The sequence below is a fragment of the Streptomyces sp. NPDC006265 genome (assembly GCF_040613555.1).
Taxonomy (GTDB): Bacteria; Actinomycetota; Actinomycetes; order Streptomycetales; family Streptomycetaceae; genus Streptomyces.
Genome location: NZ_JBEXSH010000020.1, coordinates 1 through 25,936, shown reverse-complemented (window position 1 = coordinate 25,936; position 25,936 = coordinate 1). Strand labels below are relative to the sequence as shown.

28 protein-coding genes, 1 pseudogene and 1 riboswitch are annotated in these 25,936 nt (G+C 70.9%); of the genes and pseudogenes, 13 read left to right on the top strand and 16 right to left on the bottom strand.

Translation table 11 applies throughout. The features are described 5' to 3' along the window. Positions 1-63: 63 nt before the first annotated feature. Entirely contained in the window at positions 64-1,665 is a 1,602-nt protein-coding gene (locus ABZ281_RS03790) for a glycoside hydrolase family 20 protein (RefSeq protein ID WP_356651755.1), read from the bottom strand. Positions 1,666-1,956: 291 nt separating this feature from the next. Between ABZ281_RS03790 and ABZ281_RS03785 the strand changes: the two genes are divergently transcribed. From ABZ281_RS03785 to ABZ281_RS03760, 6 genes and pseudogenes are all read left to right on the top strand, one after another. Further along, positions 1,957-2,451 (top strand): 2-oxo-4-hydroxy-4-carboxy-5-ureidoimidazoline decarboxylase, encoded by a 495-nt coding sequence (locus ABZ281_RS03785; protein WP_356651751.1) that lies wholly within the window; start codon positions 1,957-1,959, stop codon positions 2,449-2,451. A 191-nt stretch (positions 2,452-2,642) separates the two neighbouring features. Next, the gene (gene sdhC / locus ABZ281_RS03780; protein ID WP_031107855.1) at positions 2,643-3,023 is read left to right on the top strand and encodes a succinate dehydrogenase, cytochrome b556 subunit; all 381 of its coding nucleotides are present in this window, start codon (positions 2,643-2,645) and stop codon (positions 3,021-3,023) included. Positions 3,024-3,028: 5 nt separating this feature from the next. After that, positions 3,029-3,511, top strand: a complete 483-nt coding sequence (locus ABZ281_RS03775) for a succinate dehydrogenase hydrophobic membrane anchor subunit (RefSeq protein ID WP_031132891.1) — start codon at positions 3,029-3,031, stop codon at positions 3,509-3,511. A gap of 19 nt (positions 3,512-3,530) precedes the next feature. Beyond that, complete coding sequence (gene sdhA / locus ABZ281_RS03770) at positions 3,531-5,285, top strand: succinate dehydrogenase flavoprotein subunit (protein ID WP_356651749.1); 1,755 nt, start codon at positions 3,531-3,533, stop codon at positions 5,283-5,285. Further along, positions 5,285-6,064, top strand: coding sequence for a succinate dehydrogenase iron-sulfur subunit (locus ABZ281_RS03765; protein ID WP_356651747.1), 780 nt, complete (start codon positions 5,285-5,287; stop codon positions 6,062-6,064). The genes sdhA and ABZ281_RS03765 overlap by 1 nt, the downstream gene beginning before the upstream one ends. 162 nt (positions 6,065-6,226) lie before the next feature. Continuing rightward, a pseudogene (locus tag ABZ281_RS03760) lies at positions 6,227-6,845 on the top strand (Uma2 family endonuclease). A gap of 140 nt (positions 6,846-6,985) precedes the next feature. On the opposite strand, the gene ABZ281_RS03755 reads toward ABZ281_RS03760, so the two are convergent. The 3 genes from ABZ281_RS03755 to ABZ281_RS03745 form a co-directional block, all read right to left on the bottom strand. After that, positions 6,986-7,159, bottom strand: a complete 174-nt coding sequence (locus ABZ281_RS03755) for a DUF5958 family protein (protein ID WP_356651745.1) — start codon at positions 7,157-7,159, stop codon at positions 6,986-6,988. 74 nt (positions 7,160-7,233) lie between these two features. Continuing rightward, on the bottom strand, positions 7,234-7,575 hold the full coding sequence (locus ABZ281_RS03750) for a hypothetical protein (protein WP_356651743.1): 342 nt from the start codon (positions 7,573-7,575) through the stop codon (positions 7,234-7,236). Next, entirely contained in the window at positions 7,575-7,907 is a 333-nt protein-coding gene (locus ABZ281_RS03745) for a hypothetical protein (protein ID WP_356651741.1), read from the bottom strand. Before ABZ281_RS03745 ends, ABZ281_RS03750 begins: the two co-directional genes overlap by 1 nt. A gap of 178 nt (positions 7,908-8,085) precedes the next feature. Between ABZ281_RS03745 and ABZ281_RS03740 the strand changes: the two genes are divergently transcribed. Genes ABZ281_RS03740 through ABZ281_RS03730 form a run of 3 tightly spaced genes read left to right on the top strand, consistent with a single transcriptional unit; the run spans position 8,086 to position 9,779 of the window. Beyond that, positions 8,086-8,493 (top strand): hypothetical protein, encoded by a 408-nt coding sequence (locus ABZ281_RS03740; RefSeq protein ID WP_356651739.1) that lies wholly within the window; start codon positions 8,086-8,088, stop codon positions 8,491-8,493. 12 nt (positions 8,494-8,505) lie between these two features. Then, entirely contained in the window at positions 8,506-9,000 is a 495-nt protein-coding gene (locus ABZ281_RS03735; protein ID WP_356651737.1) for a DCC1-like thiol-disulfide oxidoreductase family protein, read from the top strand. Positions 9,001-9,032: 32 nt separating this feature from the next. Beyond that, positions 9,033-9,779: a TetR family transcriptional regulator gene (locus ABZ281_RS03730; RefSeq protein ID WP_356651735.1), complete on the top strand. Its 747-nt coding sequence runs from the start codon at positions 9,033-9,035 to the stop codon at positions 9,777-9,779. Positions 9,780-9,793: 14 nt separating this feature from the next. On the opposite strand, the gene ABZ281_RS03725 is transcribed toward ABZ281_RS03730, so the two are convergent. From ABZ281_RS03725 to ABZ281_RS03715, 3 genes are all read right to left on the bottom strand, one after another. Beyond that, positions 9,794-11,350 (bottom strand): ABC transporter substrate-binding protein, encoded by a 1,557-nt coding sequence (locus ABZ281_RS03725; protein WP_356651733.1) that lies wholly within the window; start codon positions 11,348-11,350, stop codon positions 9,794-9,796. Between the two features lie 196 nt (positions 11,351-11,546). Next, a complete protein-coding gene (locus tag ABZ281_RS03720) occupies positions 11,547-13,031 on the bottom strand; it encodes a metallophosphoesterase (protein ID WP_356651731.1) in 1,485 nt (494 codons plus the stop codon). Positions 13,032-13,054: 23 nt separating this feature from the next. Then, complete coding sequence (locus tag ABZ281_RS03715) at positions 13,055-13,294, bottom strand: SCO4848 family membrane protein (RefSeq protein WP_185012490.1); 240 nt, start codon at positions 13,292-13,294, stop codon at positions 13,055-13,057. A 91-nt stretch (positions 13,295-13,385) separates the two neighbouring features. Here ABZ281_RS03715 and ABZ281_RS03710 point away from each other — a divergent pair, with 91 nt between their 5' ends. Further along, positions 13,386-14,693 (top strand): D-alanyl-D-alanine carboxypeptidase, encoded by a 1,308-nt coding sequence (locus ABZ281_RS03710; RefSeq protein WP_356651729.1) that lies wholly within the window; start codon positions 13,386-13,388, stop codon positions 14,691-14,693. On the opposite strand, the gene ABZ281_RS03705 is transcribed toward ABZ281_RS03710, so the two are convergent. The 4 genes from ABZ281_RS03705 to ABZ281_RS03690 all read right to left on the bottom strand — a co-directional run bounded on the left by ABZ281_RS03705 (position 14,641) and on the right by ABZ281_RS03690 (position 17,492). Beyond that, complete coding sequence (locus ABZ281_RS03705; protein ID WP_356651727.1) at positions 14,641-15,558, bottom strand: YihY/virulence factor BrkB family protein; 918 nt, start codon at positions 15,556-15,558, stop codon at positions 14,641-14,643. The genes ABZ281_RS03710 and ABZ281_RS03705 overlap by 53 nt on opposite strands. Next, positions 15,546-15,950: a GtrA family protein gene (locus ABZ281_RS03700; RefSeq protein WP_189591755.1), complete on the bottom strand. Its 405-nt coding sequence runs from the start codon at positions 15,948-15,950 to the stop codon at positions 15,546-15,548. The genes ABZ281_RS03705 and ABZ281_RS03700 overlap by 13 nt, the downstream gene beginning before the upstream one ends. A gap of 83 nt (positions 15,951-16,033) precedes the next feature. Then, positions 16,034-16,978, bottom strand: a complete 945-nt coding sequence (locus tag ABZ281_RS03695) for a decaprenyl-phosphate phosphoribosyltransferase (RefSeq protein WP_356651725.1) — start codon at positions 16,976-16,978, stop codon at positions 16,034-16,036. Further along, on the bottom strand, positions 16,971-17,492 hold the full coding sequence (locus ABZ281_RS03690; protein WP_356651723.1) for a phosphatase PAP2 family protein: 522 nt from the start codon (positions 17,490-17,492) through the stop codon (positions 16,971-16,973). The genes ABZ281_RS03695 and ABZ281_RS03690 overlap by 8 nt, the downstream gene beginning before the upstream one ends. A 133-nt stretch (positions 17,493-17,625) precedes the next feature. Between ABZ281_RS03690 and ABZ281_RS03685 the strand changes: the two genes are divergently transcribed. Continuing rightward, a complete protein-coding gene (locus ABZ281_RS03685; RefSeq protein ID WP_356651721.1) occupies positions 17,626-19,008 on the top strand; it encodes an FAD-binding oxidoreductase in 1,383 nt (460 codons plus the stop codon). 19 nt (positions 19,009-19,027) lie between these two features. Next, complete coding sequence (locus tag ABZ281_RS03680; protein WP_356651719.1) at positions 19,028-19,783, top strand: decaprenylphospho-beta-D-erythro-pentofuranosid-2-ulose 2-reductase; 756 nt, start codon at positions 19,028-19,030, stop codon at positions 19,781-19,783. Positions 19,784-19,796: 13 nt separating this feature from the next. On the opposite strand, the gene ABZ281_RS03675 is transcribed toward ABZ281_RS03680, so the two are convergent. Both ABZ281_RS03675 and trpS read right to left on the bottom strand, forming a co-directional pair. Next, positions 19,797-20,375: a 2'-5' RNA ligase family protein gene (locus ABZ281_RS03675; protein ID WP_356651717.1), complete on the bottom strand. Its 579-nt coding sequence runs from the start codon at positions 20,373-20,375 to the stop codon at positions 19,797-19,799. A gap of 139 nt (positions 20,376-20,514) precedes the next feature. Further along, positions 20,515-21,528: a tryptophan--tRNA ligase gene (trpS, locus tag ABZ281_RS03670; protein WP_356651715.1), complete on the bottom strand. Its 1,014-nt coding sequence runs from the start codon at positions 21,526-21,528 to the stop codon at positions 20,515-20,517. 305 nt (positions 21,529-21,833) lie between these two features. Between trpS and ABZ281_RS03665 the strand changes: the two genes are divergently transcribed. After that, positions 21,834-22,421, top strand: a complete 588-nt coding sequence (locus tag ABZ281_RS03665) for a hypothetical protein (RefSeq protein WP_356651753.1) — start codon at positions 21,834-21,836, stop codon at positions 22,419-22,421. 124 nt (positions 22,422-22,545) lie between these two features. On the opposite strand, the gene ABZ281_RS03660 is transcribed toward ABZ281_RS03665, so the two are convergent. The 3 genes from ABZ281_RS03660 to ABZ281_RS03650 all read right to left on the bottom strand — a co-directional run bounded on the left by ABZ281_RS03660 (position 22,546) and on the right by ABZ281_RS03650 (position 25,751). Then, a complete protein-coding gene (locus tag ABZ281_RS03660) occupies positions 22,546-23,994 on the bottom strand; it encodes a glycine hydroxymethyltransferase (protein WP_356651713.1) in 1,449 nt (482 codons plus the stop codon). Positions 23,995-24,027: 33 nt separating this feature from the next. Further along, positions 24,028-24,113, bottom strand: a riboswitch (ZMP/ZTP riboswitch). Positions 24,114-24,200: 87 nt separating this feature from the next. Then, positions 24,201-25,382, bottom strand: coding sequence for a glutathionylspermidine synthase family protein (locus ABZ281_RS03655; protein WP_356651711.1), 1,182 nt, complete (start codon positions 25,380-25,382; stop codon positions 24,201-24,203). A gap of 15 nt (positions 25,383-25,397) precedes the next feature. Further along, positions 25,398-25,751: a hypothetical protein gene (locus tag ABZ281_RS03650; RefSeq protein ID WP_356651709.1), complete on the bottom strand. Its 354-nt coding sequence runs from the start codon at positions 25,749-25,751 to the stop codon at positions 25,398-25,400. Between the last annotated feature and the right edge of the window lie 185 nt (positions 25,752-25,936).

Here is a 25,936-nt window from a genome sequence, read left to right as displayed (position 1 = left end):
GCTCGCGAGAAGACCACCACAGTCGTACGGGAGTTCGCAGCCGTATGCGCCAATTCGTGCCGGTCAGCCGAGCCTGTCCGCCAGCGCCCGGAACTGCGCCCAGGACAGTTCGGGCTCGCCCGGGTCCCACAGCTTCTGGACCGTCGCCCGCAGCGGCATCCGGATCCCGGCCGCCACCTGGTCCTGCGTCTGGGAGTTCGCCAGGTCGCACCAGACGGCGAAGGTCCCGCCGAGGATCTGGCCGTCGTAACGCGCCGGTACGGCCGCGGTGCCGCGCAGCACCCGCGGCGTCCACTGCTCGTAGATCCGCTGCCCGGTCGGGTAGACGAAGGTCTGCGGCTCGCCGAGCACGTAGTACAGGAACTCGTCGTTGTAGTTGATCACCTTGCGGCCCGCCTGGAGGTACTCCAGGGGAGCCCGGGCACCGATCTCCTTGCCGGTCCAGTAGGCGACCTGGATGTCCTTGGCGGCCTGCACGGAGGTGCCGCGGAAGAAGCCGTCGTTCCAGGCGCGCGGGACGCGCCGGTGCTTGCGGACGGTGTCGGCCCGGTCGTTCAGCCAGCCGGTCGCCAGGTCGGCGACCGTCGCGCCGGAGCCGTACTTCTCCTGGGCGGCCGCGGCCAGCTGCGGGAACGACGCCTCCGGGTTCGACCGGGTCAGCGCCTGGTACTCGTCACCGCCGAGGTGCCACGGCCCGCCGGGGAAGAGGTCCGCGTACTCGTTGAGCAGGTCGTCGACGATCCCGGCGCTCTCGGCCTCGGAGATGTCGATGGCACCCTGCACCGCCGACCCCTGCGCGGTGCGCAGCTGCAGGTCCGGGTGGGCGTCGAGGACCGCCCCGAGGTGCCCGGGCGAGTCGATCTCGGGCACGATCGTGATGTGCCGGCTCTGCGCGAGGTCGATGATCTCCCGCACCTGCGCCTTGGTCAGATGCCGCTCCGACACGATCTCCGGGTGCGAGGACGACTCGATCCGGAACCCCTGGTCGTCGGAGAAGTGCAGCCCCAGCTGGTTGTACTTCAGGTCGCCCAGTTCCCGGACGCGGTCCTCGATCCAGCCGGCCGTGAAGTTCTTGCGGGCGATGTCCAGCATGAACCCGCGCTGCGGCTTGGCCGGTTCGTCCTTCACGACGCCCTCGGGCGCCGTGCCGCCGCCGTGGGTCTCCTGCTTGAGCGTGCGGGTGCCGTAGAAGACCCCCGCGTCGGTGGGCCCGTCGATCTCCACCCGCCCGTCGCGCACGGTCATCGTGTACGACTCCGGGTTCGCGCCCTTGTCGCCGTTCAGCGCCAGCCGCAGGTCCCCGGCCTTCTTGTCGCCCTTCTCGCCCGCGTACGCCATCCCCAGCTCGCCGGCGACCAGCCGTCCCTCGTCGGCCAGCGCCGGGTCGTCCACGACCACCCGGTTGCCCTTCTCGGGCTGCCAGCCCGGGCCGCGCGCCGGCTCGTGGTCCCGCACGGCGGGGATGGTTCGGGGGGCCTCGGACAGCGGGTAGGAGCGGGTCGGACTGGAGCTCGGGCCCGCCTCCGGTGCTCGGTCCGGGGGCGCCGCCGCGGTGGCCCCCTGCGAGGATCTGGCCTGAGAGCCGGTGGACCCGCCGTCGCCCCCCGAGGCCGCCCAGAGCCCAAGGCTCACCCCGGCCCCGACCACGACCAGGGCTACGGCCATGGCCACGACCAGCACCTGCCGCTGTTTCTCCTGCTTCGCCGAAGTCCGGCGCCTGTGCTGACTCACACGGCCAACCTAAAACCCGGGGGCGTCCGACGCGCGTCCACCACGCGTTCCGGAACTCTCCCTCCTGGGTGAAAATTCAGGCATCCTTCGGACACGCCGTGGTCGCACTCGATAGCGTGACGTCACATCTCTCACAACTTGCCCTGCCGACACACGTGACGCCCACGAGGACCCACGCTGCCTGCGCACCGTCTCCCAGATCTCCCCGGCCGGCTCGCCATACCCGTGGAGCCCTTCAACGCAGCCTCCGAGGAGGACCTGGAGCAGGCCCTTCTCTCCTGCCTGCGCAGCCACCGCTGGGCCGGGCGTGTCGCGGACCACCGCCCCTACCCGGACCTGGACTCCCTGCTGGCGGCGGCGGACGAGGCCGCCTACGACCTCGGCTGGCCCGACCTCACGGAAGCGCTGGCGGCCGAGCCCCTGCCCGCCCTCCCGCCGGACACCTACGCCGCGGCCCACACCGCCCTCAGCGCGGCCCACGCCGCCTACGAGGCCCGCTTCGGACACGTGTTCGTCATCTGCCTGGACGGGGTGTCCCCCGCCGAGACCCTGGACCGGCTCCTGGAGGCCATCCGGTCACGATTGACAAACGATCCGGAGGAGGAGCGGGCGACAGTGGCCGATGAGCTACGGCGACTGGCAAAGGAACGGCTGGTAGGCGCGATGAGGGGCGCGGGGGACTGCGCGCTCGACCACAGCGAACCCGCGCCCGGCCGATAACAGGACAGCCCACCCCAGAAGCCGCGTGGCTAGCCCGTACGCATGCCAGTTTGATCACACAGCCAGACCCCGGCGCAGCCCAGCCGCAGCGCATCGCTACGATGCTGGGGGCCGGTGGACCGTACCCGGCCGGGCCCGACCGACACACCAAGCCGGCGCGGCCCCAATCCCCGCTCCCGGAGGAAACTTCCGTGCCGGCTGGAACGCTGTACCGCGGCCGGGAAGGAATGTGGTCCTGGGTGGCTCACCGAGTCACCGGCGTCCTCATCTTCTTCTTCCTGTTCGTTCACGTGCTGGACACCGCCCTCGTCCGTGTGTCCCCGGAGGCCTACGACACCGTCGTGGCCACGTACAAGACGCCGATCGTCGCGCTGCTGGAGTACGGCCTCGTCGCCGCCATCCTCTTTCACGCGCTCAACGGCCTGCGCGTCATCGCTGTCGACTTCTGGATCAAGGGCGCCCGCTACCAGAAGCAGATGCTCTGGACCGTCGTCGCCCTGTGGGTCGTGCTGATGCTCGGGGCCATCTACCCCGTCCTCGGTCACGCCGCTCGTGAACTCTTCGGGAGCTGACGCACATGTCCACGACTGAAAAGACCGCTGCCGGCGTCGGCCCCGTCGAGGGCGGTGCCGTCTACACCGTCGACAACCCGGCGCCCTTCATCGAGGCCCCGCGCCAGCGGACCAAGAAGACCCCGAAGAGCACCCGGGGCAACTTCGAGCTGGCCGCCTGGCTGTTCATGCGCCTGTCCGGCGTGGTGCTGGTCGTCCTGGTTCTCGGCCACCTGCTGATCCAGCTTGTACTGGACGGCGGCGTCTCCAAGATCGGCTTCGCCTTCGTGGCGGGCCGCTGGGCGTCCCCGTTCTGGCAGGTCTGGGACCTGCTGATGCTGTGGCTCGCCATGCTGCACGGCGCCAACGGCCTGCGCACGGTCATCAACGACTACGCGGAGCGCGCGAACACCCGGCTGTGGCTCAAGGGCCTGCTCTACACCGCCACGGTGTTCACCATCCTGCTGGGCACGCTGGTGATCTTCACCTTCGACCCGAACATCCGCTAGGCACGGGGTTGCGAGAATCATGAAGATCCACAAGTACGACACCGTCATCGTCGGCGCCGGTGGCGCGGGCATGCGCGCGGCCATCGAGTCCACGAAGCGCAGCCGCACCGCCGTGCTGACCAAGCTGTACCCCACCCGCTCCCACACGGGCGCCGCGCAGGGCGGCATGGCCGCCGCGCTCGCCAACGTGGAGGAGGACAACTGGGAGTGGCACACCTTCGACACGGTCAAGGGCGGTGACTACCTGGTCGACCAGGACGCCGCCGAGATCCTGGCGAAGGAGGCCATCGACTCGGTCCTGGACCTCGAGAAGATGGGCCTGCCGTTCAACCGCACGCCGAACGGCACGATCGACCAGCGCCGCTTCGGCGGTCACAGCCGCAACCACGGCGAGGCCCCGGTCCGCCGCTCCTGCTACGCGGCCGACCGCACCGGCCACATGATCCTTCAGACGCTGTACCAGAACTGCGTCAAGGAGGGCGTGGAGTTCTACAACGAGTTCTACGTCCTGGACCAGCTGATCACCGAGGTCGACGGCGTCAGGAAGTCGGCGGGCGTCGTGGCGTACGAACTCGCCACCGGCGAGATCCACATCTTCCAGGCGAAGTCCGTGGTCTACGCGTCCGGCGGCTGCGGCAAGTTCTTCAAGGTGACGTCGAACGCGCACACGCTGACCGGTGACGGCCAGGCGGCCGTCTACCGCCGCGGGCTGCCGCTGGAGGACATGGAGTTCTTCCAGTTCCACCCGACCGGCATCTGGCGCATGGGCATCCTGCTGACGGAGGGCGCCCGCGGTGAGGGCGGCATCCTCCGCAACAAGGACGGCGAGCGCTTCATGGAGAAGTACGCGCCGGTCATGAAGGACCTCGCGTCCCGTGACGTCGTCTCGCGCTCCATCTACACGGAGATCCGTGAGGGCCGCGGCTGCGGCCCCGAGGGCGACCACGTCTACCTCGACCTCACGCACCTCCCGCCGGAGCAGCTGGACGCGAAGCTCCCGGACATCACGGAGTTCGCGCGCACCTACCTCGGCATCGAGCCCTATACGGACCCCATCCCGATCCAGCCCACCGCGCACTACGCCATGGGCGGCATCCCGACCAACGTCGAGGGTGAGGTCCTGGCGGACAACACCACGGTCGTCCCGGGCCTGTACGCGGCCGGCGAGGTCGCCTGCGTGTCCGTGCACGGCGCCAACCGCCTCGGCACCAACTCGCTGCTGGACATCAACGTCTTCGGCAAGCGGGCGGGCATCGCCGCCGCCGAGTACGCGCAGAAGGCGGAGTTCGTCGAGCTGCCGGAGAACCCGGCGGAGCTCGTGATCGACCAGGTGGAGCGGCTGCGCGACGCCACCGGCACCGAGCGGGTGGCGGAGCTGCGGCGTGAGCTGCAGGAGACCATGGACGCCAACGTCATGGTGTTCCGCACCGAGCAGACGATCAAGACGGCGGTCGAGAAGATCGCGGAGCTGCGCGAGCGCTACCTGAACGTCTCGATCCAGGACAAGGGCAAGCGGTTCAACACGGACCTGCTGGAGGCCATCGAGCTGGGCAACCTGCTGGACCTCGCCGAGGTCATGGCGGTCTCCGCGCTCGCCCGCAAGGAGTCCCGCGGCGGTCACTACCGCGAGGACTACCCGAACCGCGACGACGTCAACTTCATGCGCCACACCATGGCGTACCGCGAGGTCGGCGACGACGGCACCGAGACCGTCCGTCTCGACTACAAGCCGGTCGTCCAGACCCGCTACCAGCCGATGGAGCGTAAGTACTGATGGCTACCCCTGTTCTGGACAAGGAAGACGCGGCCGGCAAGCCCGAGCCCGGTTTCGCCGACTCCCCCTACATCACGGTCACCCTTCGCATCCGCCGCTTCAACCCCGAGGTCGCGGCGGAGGCGGTGTGGGAAGACTTCCAGCTGGACATCGACCCGAAGGAGCGCGTCCTCGACGCCCTCCACAAGATCAAGTGGGACCTGGACGGCACCCTGACCTTCCGCCGCTCCTGCGCCCACGGCATCTGCGGCTCGGACGCGATGCGGATCAACGGCAAGAACCGTCTGGCCTGCAAGACGCTGATCAAGGACATCAACCCCGAGAAGCCGATCACGGTCGAGGCCATCAAGGGCCTCACGGTCCTGAAGGACCTCGTGGTCGACATGGAGCCGTTCTTCCAGGCGTACCGCGACGTCATGCCCTTCCTCATCACGAAGGACACGAACGAGCCGACGCGTGAGCGTTTCCAGACGGCCGAGGACCGCGAGCGCTTCGACGACACGACGAAGTGCATCCTCTGCGCGGCCTGCACCACGTCGTGCCCGGTCTTCTGGAACGACGGCCAGTACTTCGGCCCGGCCGCCATCGTCAACGCGCACCGCTTCATCTTCGACTCGCGTGACGAGGCCGGCGAGCAGCGGCTGGAGATCCTCAACGACCGCGACGGCGTGTGGCGCTGCCGCACGACCTTCAACTGCACGGACGCGTGCCCGCGCGGCATCGAGGTCACGAAGGCGATCGCCGAGGTGAAGCGTGCGCTGATCACGCGCCGCTTCTGAGGTCGACCGCTTGCGCTTCGAGGGCCCCTGTTTCCGGTTTCGCACCGGAGCCGGGGCCCTCTGGCATATGCCGCACCATCGAGTGAAGGAGATCGTGAAGGCCGCGCAGGCGTCGTCCGACCTACGATGATGCTCTCGACACCAGTTCCCAGGAGGCACCTGATGTCCGCAGCTTCCGTCGAGCAGCCCTTCCACGATGAAGAGCCGGTCACCCTCACGACCATCGCCGACGAGATCATGGAGCGCCATCCGGGCTACCGCGTCGAGATCATCGGAGGCCATCTCCTCGTGACCCCGTCCCCGGATGCACCTCACGCCCGAGTCCTGACCAAACTCATGCGTCCGTTCGTCGCAGCAGGACTGGACGACGGCGACCGAGGTCCTGCAGAACGTTGGACTCTGGCTCCCCACCGGCGCCGAGGACTACGCCATCCCCGACCTCGTGGTGGTGGACGCCGACATCGACGACCACCTCGTCGAGAACAACGCCTACGATCCGGCCGGCTTCCGTCTCGTCCTGGAAGTCACGTCCGGGAACTGGATGGACGACCTCAAGGCGAAGGTCGCCGCCTACGCCGAGGCGAAGGTCCCTGTCTACGTCGTCGTGGACCGCAAGCACCAGCGCCTCCATGTCCTGACCGACCCGGTCGGAAGTACCTATGAGGTCCACCGCCCGCACGCCTCCGGCGAGCTCGTCACTCTCCCGGACTCCATCGGCGCCAAGGTGACCCTCGACGTGACAGAGATCCTCAAGGCGGGTCGGCCGAGAACGAGCGACTGAGCCGCGACACTCAGAACCGGTCAGATCGGCAACGCCCTCGACCCGACCGACAGCCCCGTCAGCGAGGGCCCCCAATTCCTGCCCGAACGAACTCAGAATTCCCCGACAATTTCCCCTCGGCAGGCCAGAGACGTCGGCGCCTACGACGGATTGCGCCAGGCGTGGCCACAAGTTCCTCGGCACTCCGTTTCCCGTCGCCGCGTGTCAGCCACAGCGAACGTGGACAAGAGGATGCGAATGGACTTCACGCACTCGCTGGGGGGCAGATCTGCAATCTTCCCCGTTTGTTCGAGAATCGGCTCTCGAACAATCAAGCTACCGTTGCGCTGGACCGGCTGGCGTGGATCGCGCCGCGCGCCGACGAGCCGGGGCTGGCCGCCATGTATGCCTACCTTCGCGCACAGACCACGATGTCGTCCGGCCGGTACGACGTGGGTCTGCGGATGATTGACCGGGCTCTGCGGGATCTCGACGGCCTGGATGGGCGCCGTCCGGCAGGCGTTGCGGCCACGCAGGGGGTGATGCAGGCCAGGGCGTGCAGCAGCTCACGGCGGTGCCCGGCCGGCAGGACCCGGAGCTGGTCCAGCGTCTGCTCCCAGCCTCCTCCCCAGGCGCCGCGGCTGGAGTCCATGACGCGCAGCGCCTCGCCGGCGACCCGGCCGATGTCGCCGTCGGCGATCCTGTGGCGCAGCCGGTCCGTGTGCGACCGGGGCGTGCGGAGGGAGCTCATCAGCCACCGACCAGGGGGACGAGCTTCAGGAACATGACGTCGGTGCCGAGCGTCAGCCCGATCTCCTCGTCCGGGTCGGTGACCTGACGGTCGCCCACCAGCACCAGGAAGCCGTTTCCCGCGAAGGCCCGCTCGGCCAGGGCCGTCTGGGCCTCGGGGTCGATCCGGCGGGGCGTGCGCACCGTGTAGCCGTTCAGCGCGCGCTCGGTGTTCTCCGGCTGCACGAGGCCCTGGAAGACCTCCGGCGTACGGGCGTTGTACTCGGCGACCTCCTGGAACACCCGGCGCCGGATCAGTTCCCGTACGGTCAGCCGCTCTTCGGCGATCTCCACCCCAGGCCGTGCGTCGCTCCCCCGCCGTCGTCTCGTCGACGAACGTCACGATTCCCATGCCGAGGACAGTACGAGGCACCACTGACAATCCCCCCGGAACCTCGTGTTGAACATGTTCAAAAGTAGGTCTAGAGTCATCCTCGACAGCGTTTTGAACGTGTTCAAGAAGGGTGGGGCTATGGACCGCACGGTCATCGCCTACGTCATCTATCTACTGGTCAGCATCGGTCTGACCATCTGGGTGGCCCGCACGCTCAGCCGTAACGGCAGGGTCTTCCTCGCCGACGTGCTGCACGGCAACGAGAAGCTCGCCGACGCCGTCAACCACCTCTTGGTGGTCGGCTTCTACCTCGTCAACCTCGGGTTCGTCGCGCTGTACCTGAGCGATGACGAGACCATCACCGACGCCCGCGGCATCTTCGAGGCTCTGTCGACCAAGCTCGGCGTGGTGCTGCTGGTGCTCGGCGTGATGCACCTGGCCAACGTCTACGTGCTCAACCGGATCCGGCGCCGGGGCGCCATGGAGCGGGAGCAGATGCCCCCGGTGCCGCCGCAGGGCTGGGTGGCCCCGCAGGCGCAGGCCTGAGCGGAGACCGGTATGAACGCCACCGCACCGGTCCGCCGGCTCACCGTCCTGTATGACGCCGAGTGCTCCCTGTGCGCGTTCCTGCGCGACTGGCTCCTGCGGCAGCCTCAGCTGGTGCCGCTGGAGCCGGTCCCGGCCGCCACCGAGGAGGCCCGGCGGCGCTATCCCGGCCTCGACCACGGCGCCACCCTCGACGAGATCACCGTCGTCGGCGACGCCGGGCAGGTCTACCGGGGCCCCGCCGCCTGGGTGGTCACCCTGTGGGCGCTGCGCGAGCACCGGCCGCTCGCCCACCGGCTGAGCACCCCCTCCGGTGCCCTGCTGGCCAAGGGCGCGGTGCTCGCCGCCGCCAGGTGGCGCGGGGCGCGGGCGCACCGGGGGCAGCGCGGCGGCGCGCAGTGGGGCGGCCAGGTGTACCGGCGCGCGGACGGCTGGTCGTACGACCCCGGCAGGGGCTGGAGCTACACCGCGCCCGGCTGCGCCGACGGCACCTGCGCCCCTCGGTAGCCACACCCCTGCTGACGTTAGGCTCTCTTCCCGTGCCCGCGAAGAACGACGGCCCCGACGACGGCGCCACCCCCACCAAGTCCGAGCAGACCCGCGCCCTGATCCTGGAGACGGCCATGCGGCTGTTCCAGGAGCGCGGCTACGACAAGACGACGATGCGGGCCATCGCCAAGGAGGCAGGGGTCTCCGTCGGCAACGCGTACTACTACTTCGCCGGCAAGGAGCACCTGATCCAGGGCTTCTACGACCGGATCGCCGCCGAGCACCAGGTGGCGGTCCGGGAGATCCTGGACCGGGAACGCGACCTGGAGGCCCGTCTCGCGGGGGTGCTGCGGGCCTGGCTGGACATCGCCGCGCCCTACCACGAGTTCGCGGTGCAGTTCTTCAAGAACGCCGCCGACCCGGACAGCCCGCTCAGCCCCTTCTCGCCCGAGTCGGAGCACGCGCGCGAGGAGGCCATCAGCGTCCACCGGGAGGTGCTCGCCGGGGCCACGAAGACGAAGGTGCCCGAGGAACTGCGGGACATCCTTCCCGAGTTGATGTGGCTCTCCCAGATGGGGCTGGTCCTGTACTGGATCTTCGACCGTACCGAGGGGCGCGAGCGCAGCTACCGGCTGGCCGAGCGCGGCGCCCGGCTCACCGCGCGGGGCGTCGCCCTGGCCCGCTTCCGGGTGCTGCGACCGCTCGTGCGCGAGGTGCACGAGCTGTTCACGGAGTTCCTGCCGGGGATGACGAACGCCATCCCCGATCCGGCGGCGCGGCGGCGCTCCGACCCCTGACAGCGGGGCAGGCGTCAGAGGTCGGTGAGGCTCCACAGACGGAACACGCCCGTGCCGTCCGACAGGTACTGGCCACCGCCGACGTCCTCGGTCGTGACGACGTACTCCTTGGCCTGCCACAGCGGCAGCACCGGGACGTCCTCGGCGACGGTCTGCTGCACTGAACGGAAGTCCTGGTCGGCCTCGGTCCGCTCGGCGAAGCGCCGGCTGTCCTTGATGAGCCGGTCGACGGTCTTGCTGCTGTAGCCGGTGTTCATGGCGCTGCCAGTGCCGACGAGAGCGGCGCCGAAGGTGTCCGGGTCGGGGAAGTCGGCGAGCCATCCGACGGCGTACGCGTCGAGCTTGCCGCTCGCCCACTGCTTCTGGAAGGCGGTCCACTCGTAGCCCCGGAGGGTGACCTTGAACAGGCCGCTCGCCTCCAGTTCCTTCTTGATCTCGGCCGCCTCCTGCTCACCGGCGCCGCGGCCCTCGGCGTAGCCGTAGGTGACGTGCACGGGCAGGCTCACGCCGGCCTGGGTGAGCAGTTTCCGGGCCTTCTCCGGGTCCGGCTTCGGGTAGTCGTCGAAGAACGAGGTGGTGTGCCCGGTGAGGCCCGCCGGGATCAGGGAGTACAGCGGGTCGACGGTGCCGTCGTAGACGGTGGCGGCCAGCTGCTCGCGGTCGATGAGCCAGGCCATGGCCTGCCGGACCTTCGGGTCGTGCAGCGGCTTGCCCGCGCGGGTGTTGAAGTACAGGTTCCGGGTCTCCGAGCCGTCGGCCTCGTAGACGCGCCGGCTGGGGTCGCTCGGGTTGAGTCCGGCGAGGACGCCGGGCGGCAGCTGGTCGGTCGCGACGTCGACCTGCTTGTCTTTCCAGGCGGTGTCCAGGGCTTGGGGGGTCGCGTAGTAGCGCAGGTCGACGGGCCGCCCGTCGCCGCCGCCGACGGCACCCCGGTAGTGCTGGTTGGGAGCGAGGACCGCCTCGTGGTCCTTCGTGTACGAGGTGAGGGTGTAGGGGCCGGTGCCGTCGACGCCGGCGTCGGTGCGCAGCTTGCCGGCCGGGTACGCGGTGTGGTCGACGATCGAACCGGCGCCGGTGGCGACCTTGAAGGGGAACGTCGCGTCCGGGGAGGTCAGGTGGAAGGTGACGGTCATGCCGGCGGCGTCCACGGAAGCCAGGGTGCCGAGCAGGGACGCCGGGCCGACGGGGGCCTTGATTTTCAGGATCCGGTCGAAGGAGTACTTCACGTCCTGGGCGTTCATCGCCCGGCCGCTCGGGAAGGTGAGGCCGTCGCGCAGCTCGCAGCGGTACGTGGTGAGGTCGCCGTGCGCGAACGCGCAGCTCTTCGCCGCGTCCGGCACGGGGGCGGTGCCGCCCGGCGCGAAGGTCAGCAGCGGCTGGAAGACGTTGCTGAACAGCGCCCAGGAGCCCGCGTCGTAGGCACCGGCCGGGTCGAGCGAGGTGACGCCGTCCGTCGTGCCGACCGTGATGGTCTTCCCGTAGCCCTTCGACGGCAGGAACTGCCAGGCGCCCACGCCCACGGCGGCCAGGACAAGCAGCCCCGCGAGTATCCGTATGCGAACCGACCGCATCGGCTTTGTCCTCCCCAGGCCCTTTGAGCCCGTTCAGGCCCTTGTGCGTATGCCACACCCCTTCGTGGCGCGCTCACCCAATCACAGGATTTTGAGCGGGGGGAGGGGAGATCTGCCGAGTTGGGAAAGACCTTACCGATGGAGACCGATGGGTGTTTCGGTCCGGTTTCACAGCGTTCTCACAGGGTGCGCGCCGTCAGGCCCGCCTCGACGCCAGCTCGATCAGGGTGATGTCCGACGGGGCGCCCACGCGGGTGGGCGGGCCCCAGGCACCGGCGCCGCGCGAGACGTAGAGCTGGGTGTCGCCGTAGCGGTCCAGGCCCGCGAGGGTGGGGTTGGCGCCGGAGGCGATGAGGTTGCCCGGCCAGAGCTGGCCGCCGTGGGTGTGGCCGGAGAGCTGGAGGTCGACGCCGTGCTCGACGGCGTCGTGGATCTGGACGGGCTGGTGGGCGAGCAGCACGCACGCGCGTGCGGTGTCGCGGTCGCCGAGCGCCTTCGCGAAGTCGGGGCCCTGGCCCTCGTCCTCGCCCGCGACGTCGTTGACTCCGGCCAGGTCGAAGTACGGCATCTCCCTGCGGGCGTTCTCCAGGGGGGTGATGCCCAGGCGGCGGACCTCCTCCACCCATTGCTCGGCGCCGGAGAAGTACTCGTGGTTGCCGGTGACGAAGTAGGAGCCGTGACGGGCCCTCAGCTGGGCGAGCGGGGCGGCCGCGGGGCCGAGGTCCTTCACACTGCCGTCGACCAGGTCGCCTACGACCGCGATCAGGTCGGGCTGGGTCGCATTGATCGTCTCGACGACCTTCTGCGCGAAGCCGCGTCCCAGGACCGGGCCGAGGTGCACGTCGCTGACCACGGCGATCCGGTACCCGTGCGCGGCGCGCGGCAGCTTGGCCAGCGGCACGGTGACCCGCTTGGCCTTCGGGCCGCGCAGCACGCCGTACGTCCCGTACCCCACGGTCCCGACGGCGGCGGCCGCGGCGGCCCCGGCGACGACCCGCGAGACGAAGAGACGGCGGGTGGGGCCGGTGGGGGTGGCGGTGTAAGGGAGCTGTGGGGAGGCCTCGGGCGCGGCGTCCGGGCCGGTGCCGTTCGGCGGGTGAGGGGCGGTGGCGGAGGCGCCGCGGTCGTGCTGCGAGGCGGCTGCGGGCGTCGGACCAGGCGCGGGTGCCCCGGCATCGCCGGTCCCGGTCACGGGAGCCGCGCCGCTGCCGTTCGCCTGCGGCGCGGCGACGCTGTTGCCCTGGGGGCCTGCCGTGCCCGTGGCGGGAGTGCCGTCCGCAGGGGAGTCGGGGGCCGATGCCGACACTCCCTCGGTGGGCGTCACCGGGTCGGGCTGTGGGCGCTGGTCCGTTCGTCTCGCCCGGTGCTCCAGGAAGCGGCGCAGGAGCGGTCGGACGATCTCGCCGGCCACCACCGCCAGCAGGAGGTATATCGACAGGGCCAGCCACAGGAAGCCCGGCCAGGCGAGGACCTGCTGGAGCCAGAAGGGGGCGCCGGAGCGTTCGGCGACCAGGGCCGTGATCGCCAGGCCCCAGCCGCCTGCGATCAGGACCGCACCGGCACGGCGGACGAGACCCGGGCCGCGGGTCGTGTCGCGGAACAGTCGGCGCCACACGTACCAGTTGGCCGTCACGACGACGGCCAGGACCAGTACGGCGACGAGTACGAAAACGATGACCACGGTGCCGTTTCTCCCGATCGCCGCTATGACGTCCGGCGCAGTGCGCGCAGACCACGCAACCCGATGGCCCCGACGGCCGTCCCCAATACGAAGGACACGACGGCGAGCAGCAGGTGCACCCAGAAGTAGGCCGTGGGATCACCGTCGTCGAAGGCGAGTCCGCTGCTGTCCTTGACGAGGTTTTTGACGAAAGTGATCCAGATGACCCAGCTCCACACCCCGAAGGCGAGCAGGAACCAGGAGACGGGGCGGCTGAGCTTCATGAGACCAGTATCGCCAGCCGGTGTCCGGTTCCGTTCCCGGGGTGGGGCCGGAGGCGGGACTTCCCCCCGTACGGCATGTACGTTTCCGACCGTGCCCGCTCCGAAGAAGACCGCCAGGCGATCCCTGTTGGTCACCTCCGCCGTCCTGTCGTCCCTCGCCCTGGCCGCGCCCGTCGCCGTCGCCGCCCCGAAGCCCTCGGACAGCCCGTCGGCGAGCGCGACCCCCTCGGCCACTCCCCCGGCCTCGATGTCGAGCGTGGGCGGCGCCCGGCTCGGCAGGCCGGGGACGCAGGTGAACCTGGCGAGCGGCGTACCGGTGCTGCCGAAGGATGTGAGCGCCCGTTCCTGGATCGTCGCCGACGCCGAGTCGGGTGACGTGCTGGCCGCGCACAACGCGCACTGGCGCCTGGCCCCCGCGAGCACGCTGAAGATGCTGTTCGCGGACACGCTGCTGCCGAAGTTCCCGAGCGACACCAAGCACGAGGTCGTGCCCGCGGACCTGGCGGGCATCGGCGCGGGCTCCAGCATGGTCGGGATAAAGGAGGAGGAGACGTACACGGTCCACGACCTGTGGCTGGGCGTCTTCCTGCGCTCCGGCAACGACGCCGTGCACGTGCTGTCCGCCATGAACAAGGGCGTCGAGAACACCGTCAAGGAGATGAACGAGCACGCCGAGGAGCTCCAGGCCCTCGACACGCACGTCGTCAGCCCGGACGGCTACGACGCCGAGGGGCAGGTCTCCTCCGCGTACGACCTGACGCTGTTCGCCCGCTCCGGGATGCAGAAGAAGGACTTCCGCGAGTACGCCTCGACGGTCAGCGCCAAGTTCCCCGGGCAGACCAAGAAGGGCAAGAAGGGCAAGAAGGTCCGCGAGTCCTTCGAGATCCAGAACACCAACCGGCTGCTGGCCGGTGACTCCGACGTGCCCGTCTACGCGGGCATCGCGGGCGTCAAGAACGGCAACACGACCAATGCGGGCGCCACCTTCACCGGCGTCGCCGAGCGCGGCGGCAAGGTGCTGCTGGTGACGGTGATGAAGCCGGAGAAGCCCGAGCACAACGAGGTCTACAAGGAGACGGCCCGGCTGTTCGACTGGGGGTTCAAGGCGGCCGGGAAGGTGCAGCCGGTGGGCGAGCTGGTGCCGCCCAAGGGCGCCGCGCAGGCCAAGCCCGGCGCGAACCCCTCCGGCGAGGCGGGCGGCTCCGGGGACGGCGGCAGCGGCACGGCCGGGACCGGTTCGAAGCCGGTGGCCGGCGCCCCGGCCGCCGACGGCTCCAGCGGCATCGGGACCGCGCTCGGCATCACGGGCGGGGCGCTGGTGCTGCTCGCGGGCGGCGCGTTCCTGGTCAACCGCCGTTGGCCGCTGCCGGATCTGGTGCGCCGCCGGACTCGTCCGTGATCTCGGGGACTTCGTCCTCCTTGCTCTGCGTCGCCGTCCAGGCGCCGCAGAACAGCACCAGCTTCGAGGTGAAGTTGATCCACAACAGCAGCGCGACGGGCACTCCGAACGCGCCGTACATGCTCTTCGCGGCCACGCCCTGCAGATAGCCGCTGAGCAGCAGCTTCAGCAGTTCGAAGCCGATCGCGCCGGTCAGCGCCGCGACGAACAGGCGGTGGCGCGTCGGCTCGACGCCGGGCAGCAGGGTGAGGACGTAGAGCAGAAGCAGGAAGTTCGCGAAGACGGCGATCAGGAAAGCGGCGATGTGCAGCAGGACACCACTCCAGCCGCCCTCGTCGATGCCGAGCTGCCGGGTGATCCAGCCGATCATCGCGGAGGCGACGGCGGAGGCGGCGATGGTGACGAGGAGCGCGCCGCCGAGGCCGACCAGGACACCGGCGTCCTTGCCGTAGCGCAGGAGCGGGTTCTCCTCCTCGTCGGGCAGCTCCCACACGGCGCGCAGGCACTCGCGCATCGAGCCGGCCCAGCTGATGCCGGTGAAGAGCAGCAGCGCGCCCGCGATGAGACCGATCGTGCCGGCGTTGTCCACGAGGCCGGCGATGTCCAGCTGGTCGGAGATGCCGGGGACCTGTTCGGCGAGCTTGTCCTGCAGCACGTTCTCCTGCTCCTTGCTGAGCGTGGCGGCGGCGATGGTGGCGGACACCGTCAGCAACGGGAACAGCGCGACGAAACTCCTGAAGGTCATCGCGGCGGCCAGCCGCGGCCACTTCACGCGGTCGAGCCGCTCGTACGACCGCCACGCGTGGCTGATCGTCAGCCGCTCCGACCACGGCCCGATCACCGGGAGCCTTTTCAGCCAGTCCATGATCCGACTCTGCCCTCCGCCCGGAACACCCATGTACGGGTACCCCAGAACCGCAGGACTGTGGCCAGCGCCATACCGACGACCGCACCGGAGACGGTGTCCGCGCGCTGCGAGGTGAGGCCGAGGCCGTAGTGGCTGACGGCCAGGCACAGCAGTTGTACGGCGGCTCCGGCGAGGTTCACCGCGAAGAACACGGCGTACGGGCGCAGGCCCGGTGCGCGCGCGGTCCGGTAGGTGCCGAGGGCGTTGCCCGCGTAGGCGACCGTGCAGGCGGCCAGGAAGGACAGGGACTTGGCGGTGAGCGGGTCGAGTCCGGCGGGACCGCGCAGGCCGGTGAACAGGGCCAGGTCGACGGCGTAGGCGAGGAGCCCGACGGTGGCGAAGCCGATCAGTTCCCGGCGGCACGGGACGCCGGGGCTCGACGGAGTCGGCGCCCCCCGCCCGACGGGCCGGAGGCTCCGCCACGCGCGCGTGGTCACCAATTCGCCACGGCCAGGCCGTACATCGCCACCCAGGCCACGCCGATGAGCGCGAGGGCGCGGTCGCGCAGGACGACGTCCTCGGGTTCGCCGGCCGTGCCGCGGTCGGCGAACACGGCGTACCGGAGGATCGCCAGGATGAAGGCGACCATGGACAGTTGGCGCCAGGGCAGGACGCTGGTGTGCGGGACGCCGCCCTCCTCCATGGCCCACAGGCAGTAGCCGAGGACGGCGACGCCGGCCGCGAGCTGCCAGACGAAGCGGAGGTAGCCGGTGGTGTACTCGGTGAGCAACGCCCGTGTGGCGCCCGCTTTTCCGGCCATCTGGACGGCTTCCGAGTAGCGCTTGGCCGACACCATGAACAGCGCGCCGAAGCCGGTGGTGATCAGGAACCAGCGGGACAGCGGAATGCCGAGGGCGAGTCCGCCGATCATGGCCCGCATCAGGAACCCGGTCGTGACGACGACGAGGTCGACGACGAGGACGTGCTTGAGGCTGATGCAGTAGGCCAGTTGCATGGCGAGGTAGGCGGTCAGCAGGGCGGCGACGGCGGGCCCGCACAGCCAGGCCGCGGCGGCGGGCGCGAGGACGCCGAGACAGCCGCCGACGGCGTAGGCGACGGGGACGGGGACCTGCCCGGCGGCGACCGGGCGGTGCCGCTTGACGGGGTGGGCGCGGTCGGCTTCGGCGTCGCGGGCGTCGTTGACGAGGTAGACGGCGGCGGCGCAGGCGGTGAAGAAGCAGAAGACCAGGGCGAGTCGGCTCAGGGCGTGCCGGGAGAAGAGCTCGCCCGCGGCGGCCGGGGCGGCGACCACGAGGACGTTCTTGACCCACTGCTTGGGGCGCGCGGTCCTGAGGAGCCCGGCCAGGAGACCGCCCTTGCGGGGTGGCGCGGGCCGCTCATGGTGGGTGCGCTGCCGCAGGACGGCCGTCTCAGTCATGGTCGACGCCTCCCCGCATCCAGCGGGCGCCCAGCCGGGCCGTGAGGGCGCCGAGGGCCGCGCCCGCGGCCACGTCGGAGAAGTAGTGGACGCCGGCCACGAGGCGCGATACGCACACGGCGGCGGCGAGCGGCGGGACCGCGTGGGCTCCCAGGGCGCCGAAGGCGACGGCGGCGGCCGCGGCGGAGGTGGCGTGCGAGCTGGGGAAGGAGTGCCTGCCTGCGGTGCGCACCAGGGGCACGATGTGCGCGGGGCGCGGCCTGCGCACGACCCGTTTCACCCCCATGCTGACCAGGTGCGCCCCCGCGGTCAGGGCGGTGCCGCGCAACCAGGCGCCGCGCCGCCTGCCGTCGACGGCGGCTCCGGCGAGCCCCGCCGCCAGCCACAGCGCCGCGTGCTCCCCCGCCCAGGACAGGGCACGCGCGGCGCCGGCCACGCGAGGGTCGGTGCCGCACTCCCTGAGCGCCGAAACGATCCGGTGGTCCATGTCGTGCAGGTCGTCGAGGTCGTCCATGTGGACCTACTGTTCACGCCCATCAGGCCTTAAGTCCGGCAATATTGAGCGACATCCCATTAATCACCCATTTCGGGGAGGGATGCCATGTTCCCGAACTGATCGCTCAGACTGGGGCGATACGGTCACGAACATGTCTGCCGACACCGATTCCGGCCCGGACGTCATGGGCCTGGACCACACCACCGTCACGGGCTGGGGCCGCACCGCCCCCACCGCCGCCCGGCTGATCCGCCCCCGGTCGTATGAGGAGGCCGCGGCAGCCGTCCGGGGCTGCGGGGCGCGCGGCGGGATCCCCCGGGGCCTGGGGCGGGCGTACGGGGACGCGGCGCAGAACGCGGGCGGGTCCGTGCTCGACATGACGGCCCTGGACCGGGTGCACGCGATCGACGCCGACGGCGGGACCGTGCTGTGCGACGCGGGCGTCTCCCTGCACCGGCTGATGGAGGTGCTGCTGCCGCTCGGCTGGTTCGTGCCGGTCACCCCCGGCACCCGCTACGTCACCGTCGGCGGGGCGATCGGCGCCGACATCCACGGCAAGAACCACCACGTCTCGGGCTCCTTCGCGCGGCATGTGCTCGCCCTCGAACTGCTCACAGCCGACGGCGAGATCCGCGCGGTGATCCCCGGCACGCCGCTCTTCGACGCGACGGCCGGCGGCATGGGCCTGACCGGTGTGATCCTCACCGCGACGATCCGGCTCCAGCCGGTCGAGACCTCGCTGATGTCGGTCGACACCGAGCGGGCGACGGACCTCGACGACCTGATGGCCCGGCTCGCGGCCACCGACCACCGCTACCGCTACTCGGTCGCCTGGATCGACCTGCTGGCCCGCGGCGCCGCCACCGGCCGCGCGGTCCTCACCCGCGGCGACCACGCCCCGCTGGACGCGCTCCCGGCGCGCCTGCGCCGGGACCCGCTCGCCTTCCGCACCCCCCGCCTCCCGACCGCCCCCGAGATCCTCCCCGAGGGCCTGCTCAGCCGGACGACCGTGGGCCTGTTCAACGAGCTCTGGTACCGCAAGGCCCCCCGCGCCCGGACCGGCCGACTCCAGCGGATCTCCGGCTTCTTCCACCCTCTGGACGGCGTGCCCCACTGGAACCGCGTCTACGGCCGGGGCGGCTTCGTGCAGTACCAGTTCGTCGTCGGCCACGGCCGCGAGGACGCCCTGCGCCGCATTGTGCGCCGCATCTCCGAACGCCGCTGCCCGTCCTTCCTCGCCGTCCTCAAGCGCTTCGGGGAGTCCGACCCCGGCTGGCTGTCCTTCCCCGTGCCGGGCTGGACGCTGGCGCTGGACATCCCGGCGGGCCTGCCCGGCCTCGGCACGTTCCTCGACGAACTCGACGAAGAGGTCGCCGCCGCCGGCGGGCGCGTCTACCTCGCCAAGGACGCCCGGCTGCGCCCGGAGCTGCTCGCGGCCATGTACCCGCGCCTCGACGACTTCCGCGAGCTGCGCGCCGAGCTGGACCCGCGCGGGGTCTTCGTGTCCGACCTGGCCCGCCGCCTCAGTCTGTGAGCAACCTCTAGGAGCTGTCATGAAGGACGCCTTCGGCCTCCCCCAGTCCCTGCTCGTCCTCGGCGGTACGTCCGAGATCGCGCTGGCGACCGCCCGCCGGCTGATCGCCCGCCGCACCCGCACGGTCTGGCTGGCGGGCCGCCCCTCCCCCGCCCTGGAGGAGGCCGCCGGGCAGCTGCGCGGACTCGGGGCCGACGTGCACACCGTCGCCTTCGACGCGCTCGACCCGGCCTCCCACGAGGCCGTGCTCGGCAAGGTCTTCACCGAGGGCGACGTCGACATGGTGCTGCTCGCCTTCGGCCTGCTCGGCGACCAGGCCCGCGACGAGCGGGAACCGGAGGCGGCGGTGCGGGTCGCGCAGACCAACTACACCGGCGCGGTCTCGGCCGGTCTGGTGTGCGCCCGCTCGCTCCAGTCCCAGGGGCACGGCTCGCTGGTCGTGATGTCCTCCGTCGCGGGCGAGCGGGCCCGCCGCGCGAACTTCATCTACGGCTCCAGCAAGGCCGGTCTCGACGCCTTCGCACAGGGCCTGGGCGACGCGCTGCACGGCACGGGCGTGCACGTCATGGTCGTACGCCCCGGCTTCGTCCGGACGCGGATGACCGCCGGTCTGCCCGAGGCGCCGCTCGCGACCACGCCCGAGGCGGTCGCGACGGCCGTGGAGCTGGGGCTGCGGCGGCGCACGGAGACGGTGTGGGTGCCGGGGACGCTGCGCGTGGTGATGGCGGCGCTGCGGCACCTGCCGCGCGGGGTGTTCCGGCGGCTGCCGGTCTGAGCCCGCGAGCGGGTCAGCGGATGGGGACGGAGCCGCGCTCCATCCGCCCGGCCTGCGGGGGGACCACCGAGCCGCCGAAGGGGAACTCGCGGAGCTTGCGCCAGACGCCGTCGGCGCCCTGCTCGTACAGGGCGAAGCCGGTGCAGGGCCACTCGGCCTCGTAGCCGGCGAGTTCCTCGAAGGCGCGGTCCATGGCCGCCTCGTCGATGCCGTGCGCCACGGTGACGTGCGGGTGGTACGGGAACTGCAGTTCGCGGGGGGCCGGTCCGGCGGGGTCGCGGACCTGCTGCTGGAGCCGTGTGCAGGCCTCCGCGCCCGCGACGACCCGGACGAAGACCACCGGCGACACGGGCTGGAAGGTGCCGGTGCCGGACAGCCGCATGGGGAACGCGCGGCCGGCGGCGGCGACCTCGGCCAGATGCGCCTCGACTGCCGGCAGGGAGGCTTCGTCGACCTCCGTCGGCGGCAGCAGGGTGACGTGCGTGGGGATGCCGTGAGCAGCGGCGTCGCCGAAGCCCGCGCGCAGCTGCTGGAGCTCGCTGCCGTGAGGCTCCGGGACCGCGATCGAGACACCGATCGTTACGGTCCCCACGTCGTCTCCTGTCGTGTCAGTGTGGCCGCTGATACGACCACCCGGTTATCGACTGTACGGCCACGACCGGGTTACGGGCAGGCGCAACCGGAGTGATGTACAGCGCTGTTCGGTGGTGCGGCTGTGCGCGGGGGCGGGTTCAGTGCTTGGCGGGCAGGAAGCCGACCTTGTCGTACGCCTGCGCGAGGGTCTCGGCGGCGACCGCTCGGGCCTTCTCGGCGCCCTTGGCGAGGATCGAGTCGAGCGTCTCGGGGTCGTCCAGGTACTGCTGGGTGCGCTCCCGGAACGGCGTCACGAAGCCGACCATGATCTCGGCGAGGTCCGTCTTGAGCGCGCCGTACATCTTGCCGGTGTACTTCTCCTCCAGCTCGGCGATGCTCTCACCGGTGAGGGTCGAGTAGATCGTGAGGAGGTTGCTGACGCCCGGCTTGTTCTCGGCGTCGTGGCGGATCACCGTGTCGGTGTCGGTGACGGCGCTCTTGACCTTCTTGGCCGTGGCCTTCGGCTCGTCGAGGAGGTTGATGAGGCCCTTCGGCGTGGACGCCGACTTGCTCATCTTGATCGACGGGTCCTGAAGGTCGTAGATCTTCGCCGTCTCCTTGAGGATGTACGGCTTCGGGAGGGTGAAGGTCTCGCCGAAGCGGCCGTTGAAGCGCGTGGCGAGGTCACGGGTGAGCTCGATGTGCTGGCGCTGGTCCTCGCCGACCGGGACCTCGTGGGCCTGGTAGAGCAGGATGTCCGCGACCTGGAGGATCGGGTACGTGAACAGGCCGACCGAGGCGCGCTCGGCGCCTTGCTTGGCGGACTTGTCCTTGAACTGGGTCATCCGGCCGGCCTCGCCGAAGCCGGTGAGGCAGTTCATGATCCAGGCGAGCTGGGCGTGCTCGGGGACGTGGCTCTGCACGAAGAGCGTGCAGCGGTCCGGGTCGAGACCCGCCGCGAGGAGCTGGGCCGCGGCCAGGCGCGTGTTCGCGCGCAGGTCCTTCGGGTCCTGCGGGATGGTGATCGCGTGCAGGTCGACGACCATGTAGAACGCGTCGTGAGTCTCCTGCAGGGCCACCCACTGGCGGACGGCGCCGAGGTAGTTGCCGAGGTGGAACGAGCCGGCGGTGGGCTGGATCCCGGAGAGCACGCGAGGTCGGTCAGAGGCCATGTTCACCATTCTCTCAGGTCCCGGGGGCCGATCCGGAACCGGCCGGAAACAGACGGGCTCCCGTTCGGCCCTGGCGGTGTAGCCAAGAGAGTGAGGCACGCGGGGGTCTCCCCGGCCGTGCTCGGGCGGTGCGAACGTGGAGGGGACCGATGCGGGCACGAGGCGGGGCGGGGAGAGCGCGGGGCCGGGGCCGGGTGGTGCGGCCTGCGCTGGGGGTGATGGTGGCGGCCGTGGTCGCCTGGTGCGCGACGGTCTCGACCGCCGCGGCCCTCCCGGCGCGGGGGCGGGACGTTCCGGACGTGGCGATGGTCGTCGCGGGCGGTACGGGGCGGACTGCGGCGGTGCGCTCGGGGCAGCGCGACTTCGCCCGGCTGTGGCAGCTGCTGCAGCCCACGCACCAGGAGACGGAGCGGGTGCCGGAGGACTGGGCGGAGGGGCACTTCCCACAGGTGCGGCTCACGGTGCTCTGGGGGCTGTCCGGGGTCGGCGGCTGGCCGGGCACGAACCGGCCGCCGGGTGGGGACGTGGCCGTCGAGCGGCAGGACCAGCTGATGGTGGCCGAGGACGGCACGCCCTGGGTGCGCTCGGATCCCAGACCCACCGTGGAGGACGACGACATCCGCTGGCACCGGGCGCCGCGGTCCGTGTTCGAGCGGTTCGACCTGGCGCGGCTGCTGGGTGACGCGGAAGACGGGCCCGTCGGGAGCACGGCCGCCGCCGCGGACCCGGGCGGTCCGGTACGGGGTGACGTCCGGTGGGCGGTGGCGGCGGGGGCGCTGGGGCTCGCGGCCGGTGCGGGCGGCACGCTGCTGATACGCCGCGCGGCGGCCCGGCGGGAAGCCGGACCGCCGCGGGAGGAGCCGCGTCAGGTGTTGATCGACCTGGACGATTGACGGGCCACGGGTGTCAGCCCAGGCCCCGGACTGGCGACGGACCACGGGTGTCAGCCCAGGCCCCGGACTGGCGACGGACCACGGGTGTCAGCCCAGGCCCCGGACTGGCGACGGACCACGGGTGTCAGCCGAGGTCGATCTCCGGGTAGAGCGGGAAACCGGCCACGAGGTCGGTGGCGCGCTGGGAGATCTCGTCCGCCACCTTCGCGTCGAGGACGTGGGACGCCTTGGAGGGGACGCCCGACTTGGTCGTGCCCGGCTCCGCGGTGGTGAGGACGCGGTCGATGAGGCCGGCCACCTCGTCCATCTCGGCGGTGCCCAGGCCACGGGTGGTCAGGGCGGGGGTGCCGATCCGGATGCCGGAGGTGTACCAGGCGCCGTTCGGGTCGGCGGGGATGGCGTTGCGGTTGGTGACGATGCCCGAGTCGAGCAGGGCGGCCTCGGCCTGACGGCCGGTGAGGCCGTAGGAGGAGGCGACGTCGATCAGGTTCAGGTGGTTGTCCGTGCCGCCCGTCACCAGGGTCGCGCCGCGGCGCATCAGGCCCTCGGCCAGCGCGCGGGAGTTGTCGACGATGCGCTGGGCGTAGTCGCGGAAGGACTCCTGGCGGGCCTCGGCGAGGGCCACGGCCTTGGCGGCCATGACGTGCGGGAGCGGGCCGCCGAGGACCATCGGGCAGCCGCGGTCGACCTGGTCCTTGAGCGAGTCGTCGCACAGGACCATGCCGCCGCGGGGGCCGCGCAGCGACTTGTGGGTGGTGGTCGTCACGATCTGGGCGTGCGGGACCGGGTCGAAGTCGCCGGTGAGGACCTTGCCCGCGACCAGGCCCGCGAAGTGCGCCATGTCGACCATGAGCGTCGCGCCGACCTCGTCGGCGATCTCCCGCATGATCCGGAAGTTCACCAGACGGGGGTAGGCGGAGTAGCCCGCGACGATGATCAGCGGCTTGAACTCGCGGGCGGAGGCGCGCAGCGCCTCGTAGTCGATGAGGCCCGTGGCCGGGTCCGTGCCGTAGGAGCGCTGGTCGAACATCTTGCCGGAGATGTTCGGGCGGAAGCCGTGCGTGAGGTGGCCGCCGGCGTCCAGGGACATGCCGAGCATGCGCTGGTTGCCGAAGGCATGGCGGAGCTCGGCCCAGTCGGCGTCCGTGAGGTCGTTGATCTGGCGGACGCCGGTCTTCTCCAGGAAGGGCACCTCGACGCGGGCGCCGAGGACGGCCCAGAAGGCGACGAGGTTGGCGTCGATGCCGGAGTGCGGCTGGACGTAGGCGTGGCGGGCGCCGAAGAGCTCCTTGGCGTGCTCGGCGGCGAGCGACTCGACGGTGTCGACGTTGCGGCAGCCGGCGTAGAAGCGGCGGCCGATGGTGCCCTCGGCGTACTTGTCGCTGAACCAGTTGCCCATCGTCAGGAGCGTGGCCGGGGAGGCGTAGTTCTCGGAGGCGATCAGCTTGAGCATCTCGCGCTGGTCGGCGACCTCCTGGCCGATGGCGTCCGCCACGCGGGGTTCGACGGCGCGGATCACGTCGAGGGCGGCGCGGTAGGCGGTGGAAGCGGTGGAGAGGGGCTCGGCTGACATGTGTGGACCTCCGGACGTTGCGTTCAGCGTTCACGGTACGGCCCAGGCGCACGGCTCTGTCTGCTCGGGCCGCTCCCCGATGGTTTGTCCATCCCAGCGCGCCAGTCACGGCCCACGGTCAGCCTACCGGGTGGGGTGGGCGGGGAGCGTCTGCCGGGTGTTCCTGCGCCCCGCCTACGCCCCGGACGGGCATAGTGAAAGGACCCCTAAAGGATCACGTGGGGCAGGAACCTTGCGTACTCGTCCGTTATCAGGCCCGAGGACTCGCGGATGCCCAGGCCCGCCGGCTCGTTCTCCACCATCCAGGCGCCCAGGACGACCCGGTTGCCGTCGAAGTCGGGGAGTGGGGCGAGCTGCTGATAGCAGCAGGGCTCGTCGCGGGGGGTGGGGGCGGATCCGGGCTCGTGGATCGTGACGCCCGCACCCTCTCGGCCGAGGAGGGGCTTGGCCACCCAGCCCGTGGTGGACAGGTCGCGAGGGCCGTCCAGGTACGAGGGGAGGAGGTTCGGGTGGTCCGGGTACAGCTCCCACAGGATCGCCAGGAGCGCCTTGTTGCTGAGGAGCATCTTCCAGGCCGGTTCGATCCACAGGGTGGAGCCCGTGCCGCCGCCGTTGTCGAGGGTGTCCAGGACGTGGTCCGCGAAGCGGTCGGTGGTGAGCCACTCCCAGGGGTAGAGCTTGAAGATGCTGCGGATGAAGCGGAGGCGGTTGTCGACGAAGCGGCCGGAGAGGCGGTCCCAGCCGATCTCCTCCATGGCGATCCAGTCGGTGACCAGGCCCGCCTGTTCGGCGGTCTCCTTGAGATAGGCGACCGTCATCATGTCCTCGCCGAGTTCGTCCGCCGAGGAGTACGCGAAGTAGAGGGGGCTGCCCGGCGGGAGGAGGGCGGCCTGCTTCTTCCAGGCGTCGATGAGGCGTTCGTGGAGGGAGTTCCACTGGTCGGCGCCGGGGAAGCGGTCCTCCATCCAGAACCACTGCGGGGACGCGGCCTCGACCAGTGATGTGGGGGTGTCGGCGTTGTACTCCAGGAGCTTGGCCGGGCCGGTGCCGTCGTAGCGGAGGTCGAAGCGGCCGTAGACGGAGGGCAGTTCGGCGCGGCGGTGCCAGGCCTCGGCGACCGCGTGGGCGACGCGGGGGTCGGTGATGCCCAGGTCGGCGAAGCGGTTCTCGGTGACGATGTGGCCGGCGGCGGCCAGGCACATGCGGTGGAGGTCCTCGACCACCTCTTCGAGGGCCTCTATCTCCTCCAGGGAGAAGGCGTAGTACGCGCTCTCGTCCCAGTACGGGCGCAGGGAGTCGTCGGGGTAGCGGGTGAGGGGGTAGATCAGGCCCTGTTCCTCGACGGTCTGCTGCCAGCCGGGGCGGGGCTCGGCGGTCCGGCGTTCCATTGCCGTGTCCGCCCGTCAGCCGCCGCCGCTGCCGGAGCCGGAGCAGCCGAAGCCGCCCCGGTCGACGGCCTCGCTGCGGCTGAAGGTGCCGTCCTCGGCGTAGCCGCCGCTGACGTCGGCGTCGTAGTACCAGTCGGCGTCGGCGACCCTGGTCGTGCCGGTCTTCTTGCGGCCCTTGCCGGAGGAGGACGTGCCGGACGAGCAGTTCTTGTCGGCGACGATCTTGTAGCCGTCGATGTAGTCGTAGCTGTCCCGGTCCACGCAGCGGCGGTCGGGGTCGGAGCCGCAGGCGGACAGGGCCGCCGCGAGGACGCCCATGCCGCCCAGCACGACCGTGCTCGAGCGCAGCCTTCGCCGTGTTTCAGCCATGTGCGTGTCTCCCCCATGTCGCCCCGTTGTGCACTGACAGACGGTCAGCCTAGAGATCGGTGTGAACGGGCGCGCGTGGCCCCCCGCCCGCGGCCGCTCCCCTACTGTCGATTTGTGATCTTTGGAATGGTGTACGCCCTTGGTGCGGCGGTCTGCTTCGGCACGGCGACGGTGCTGCAGGCGAT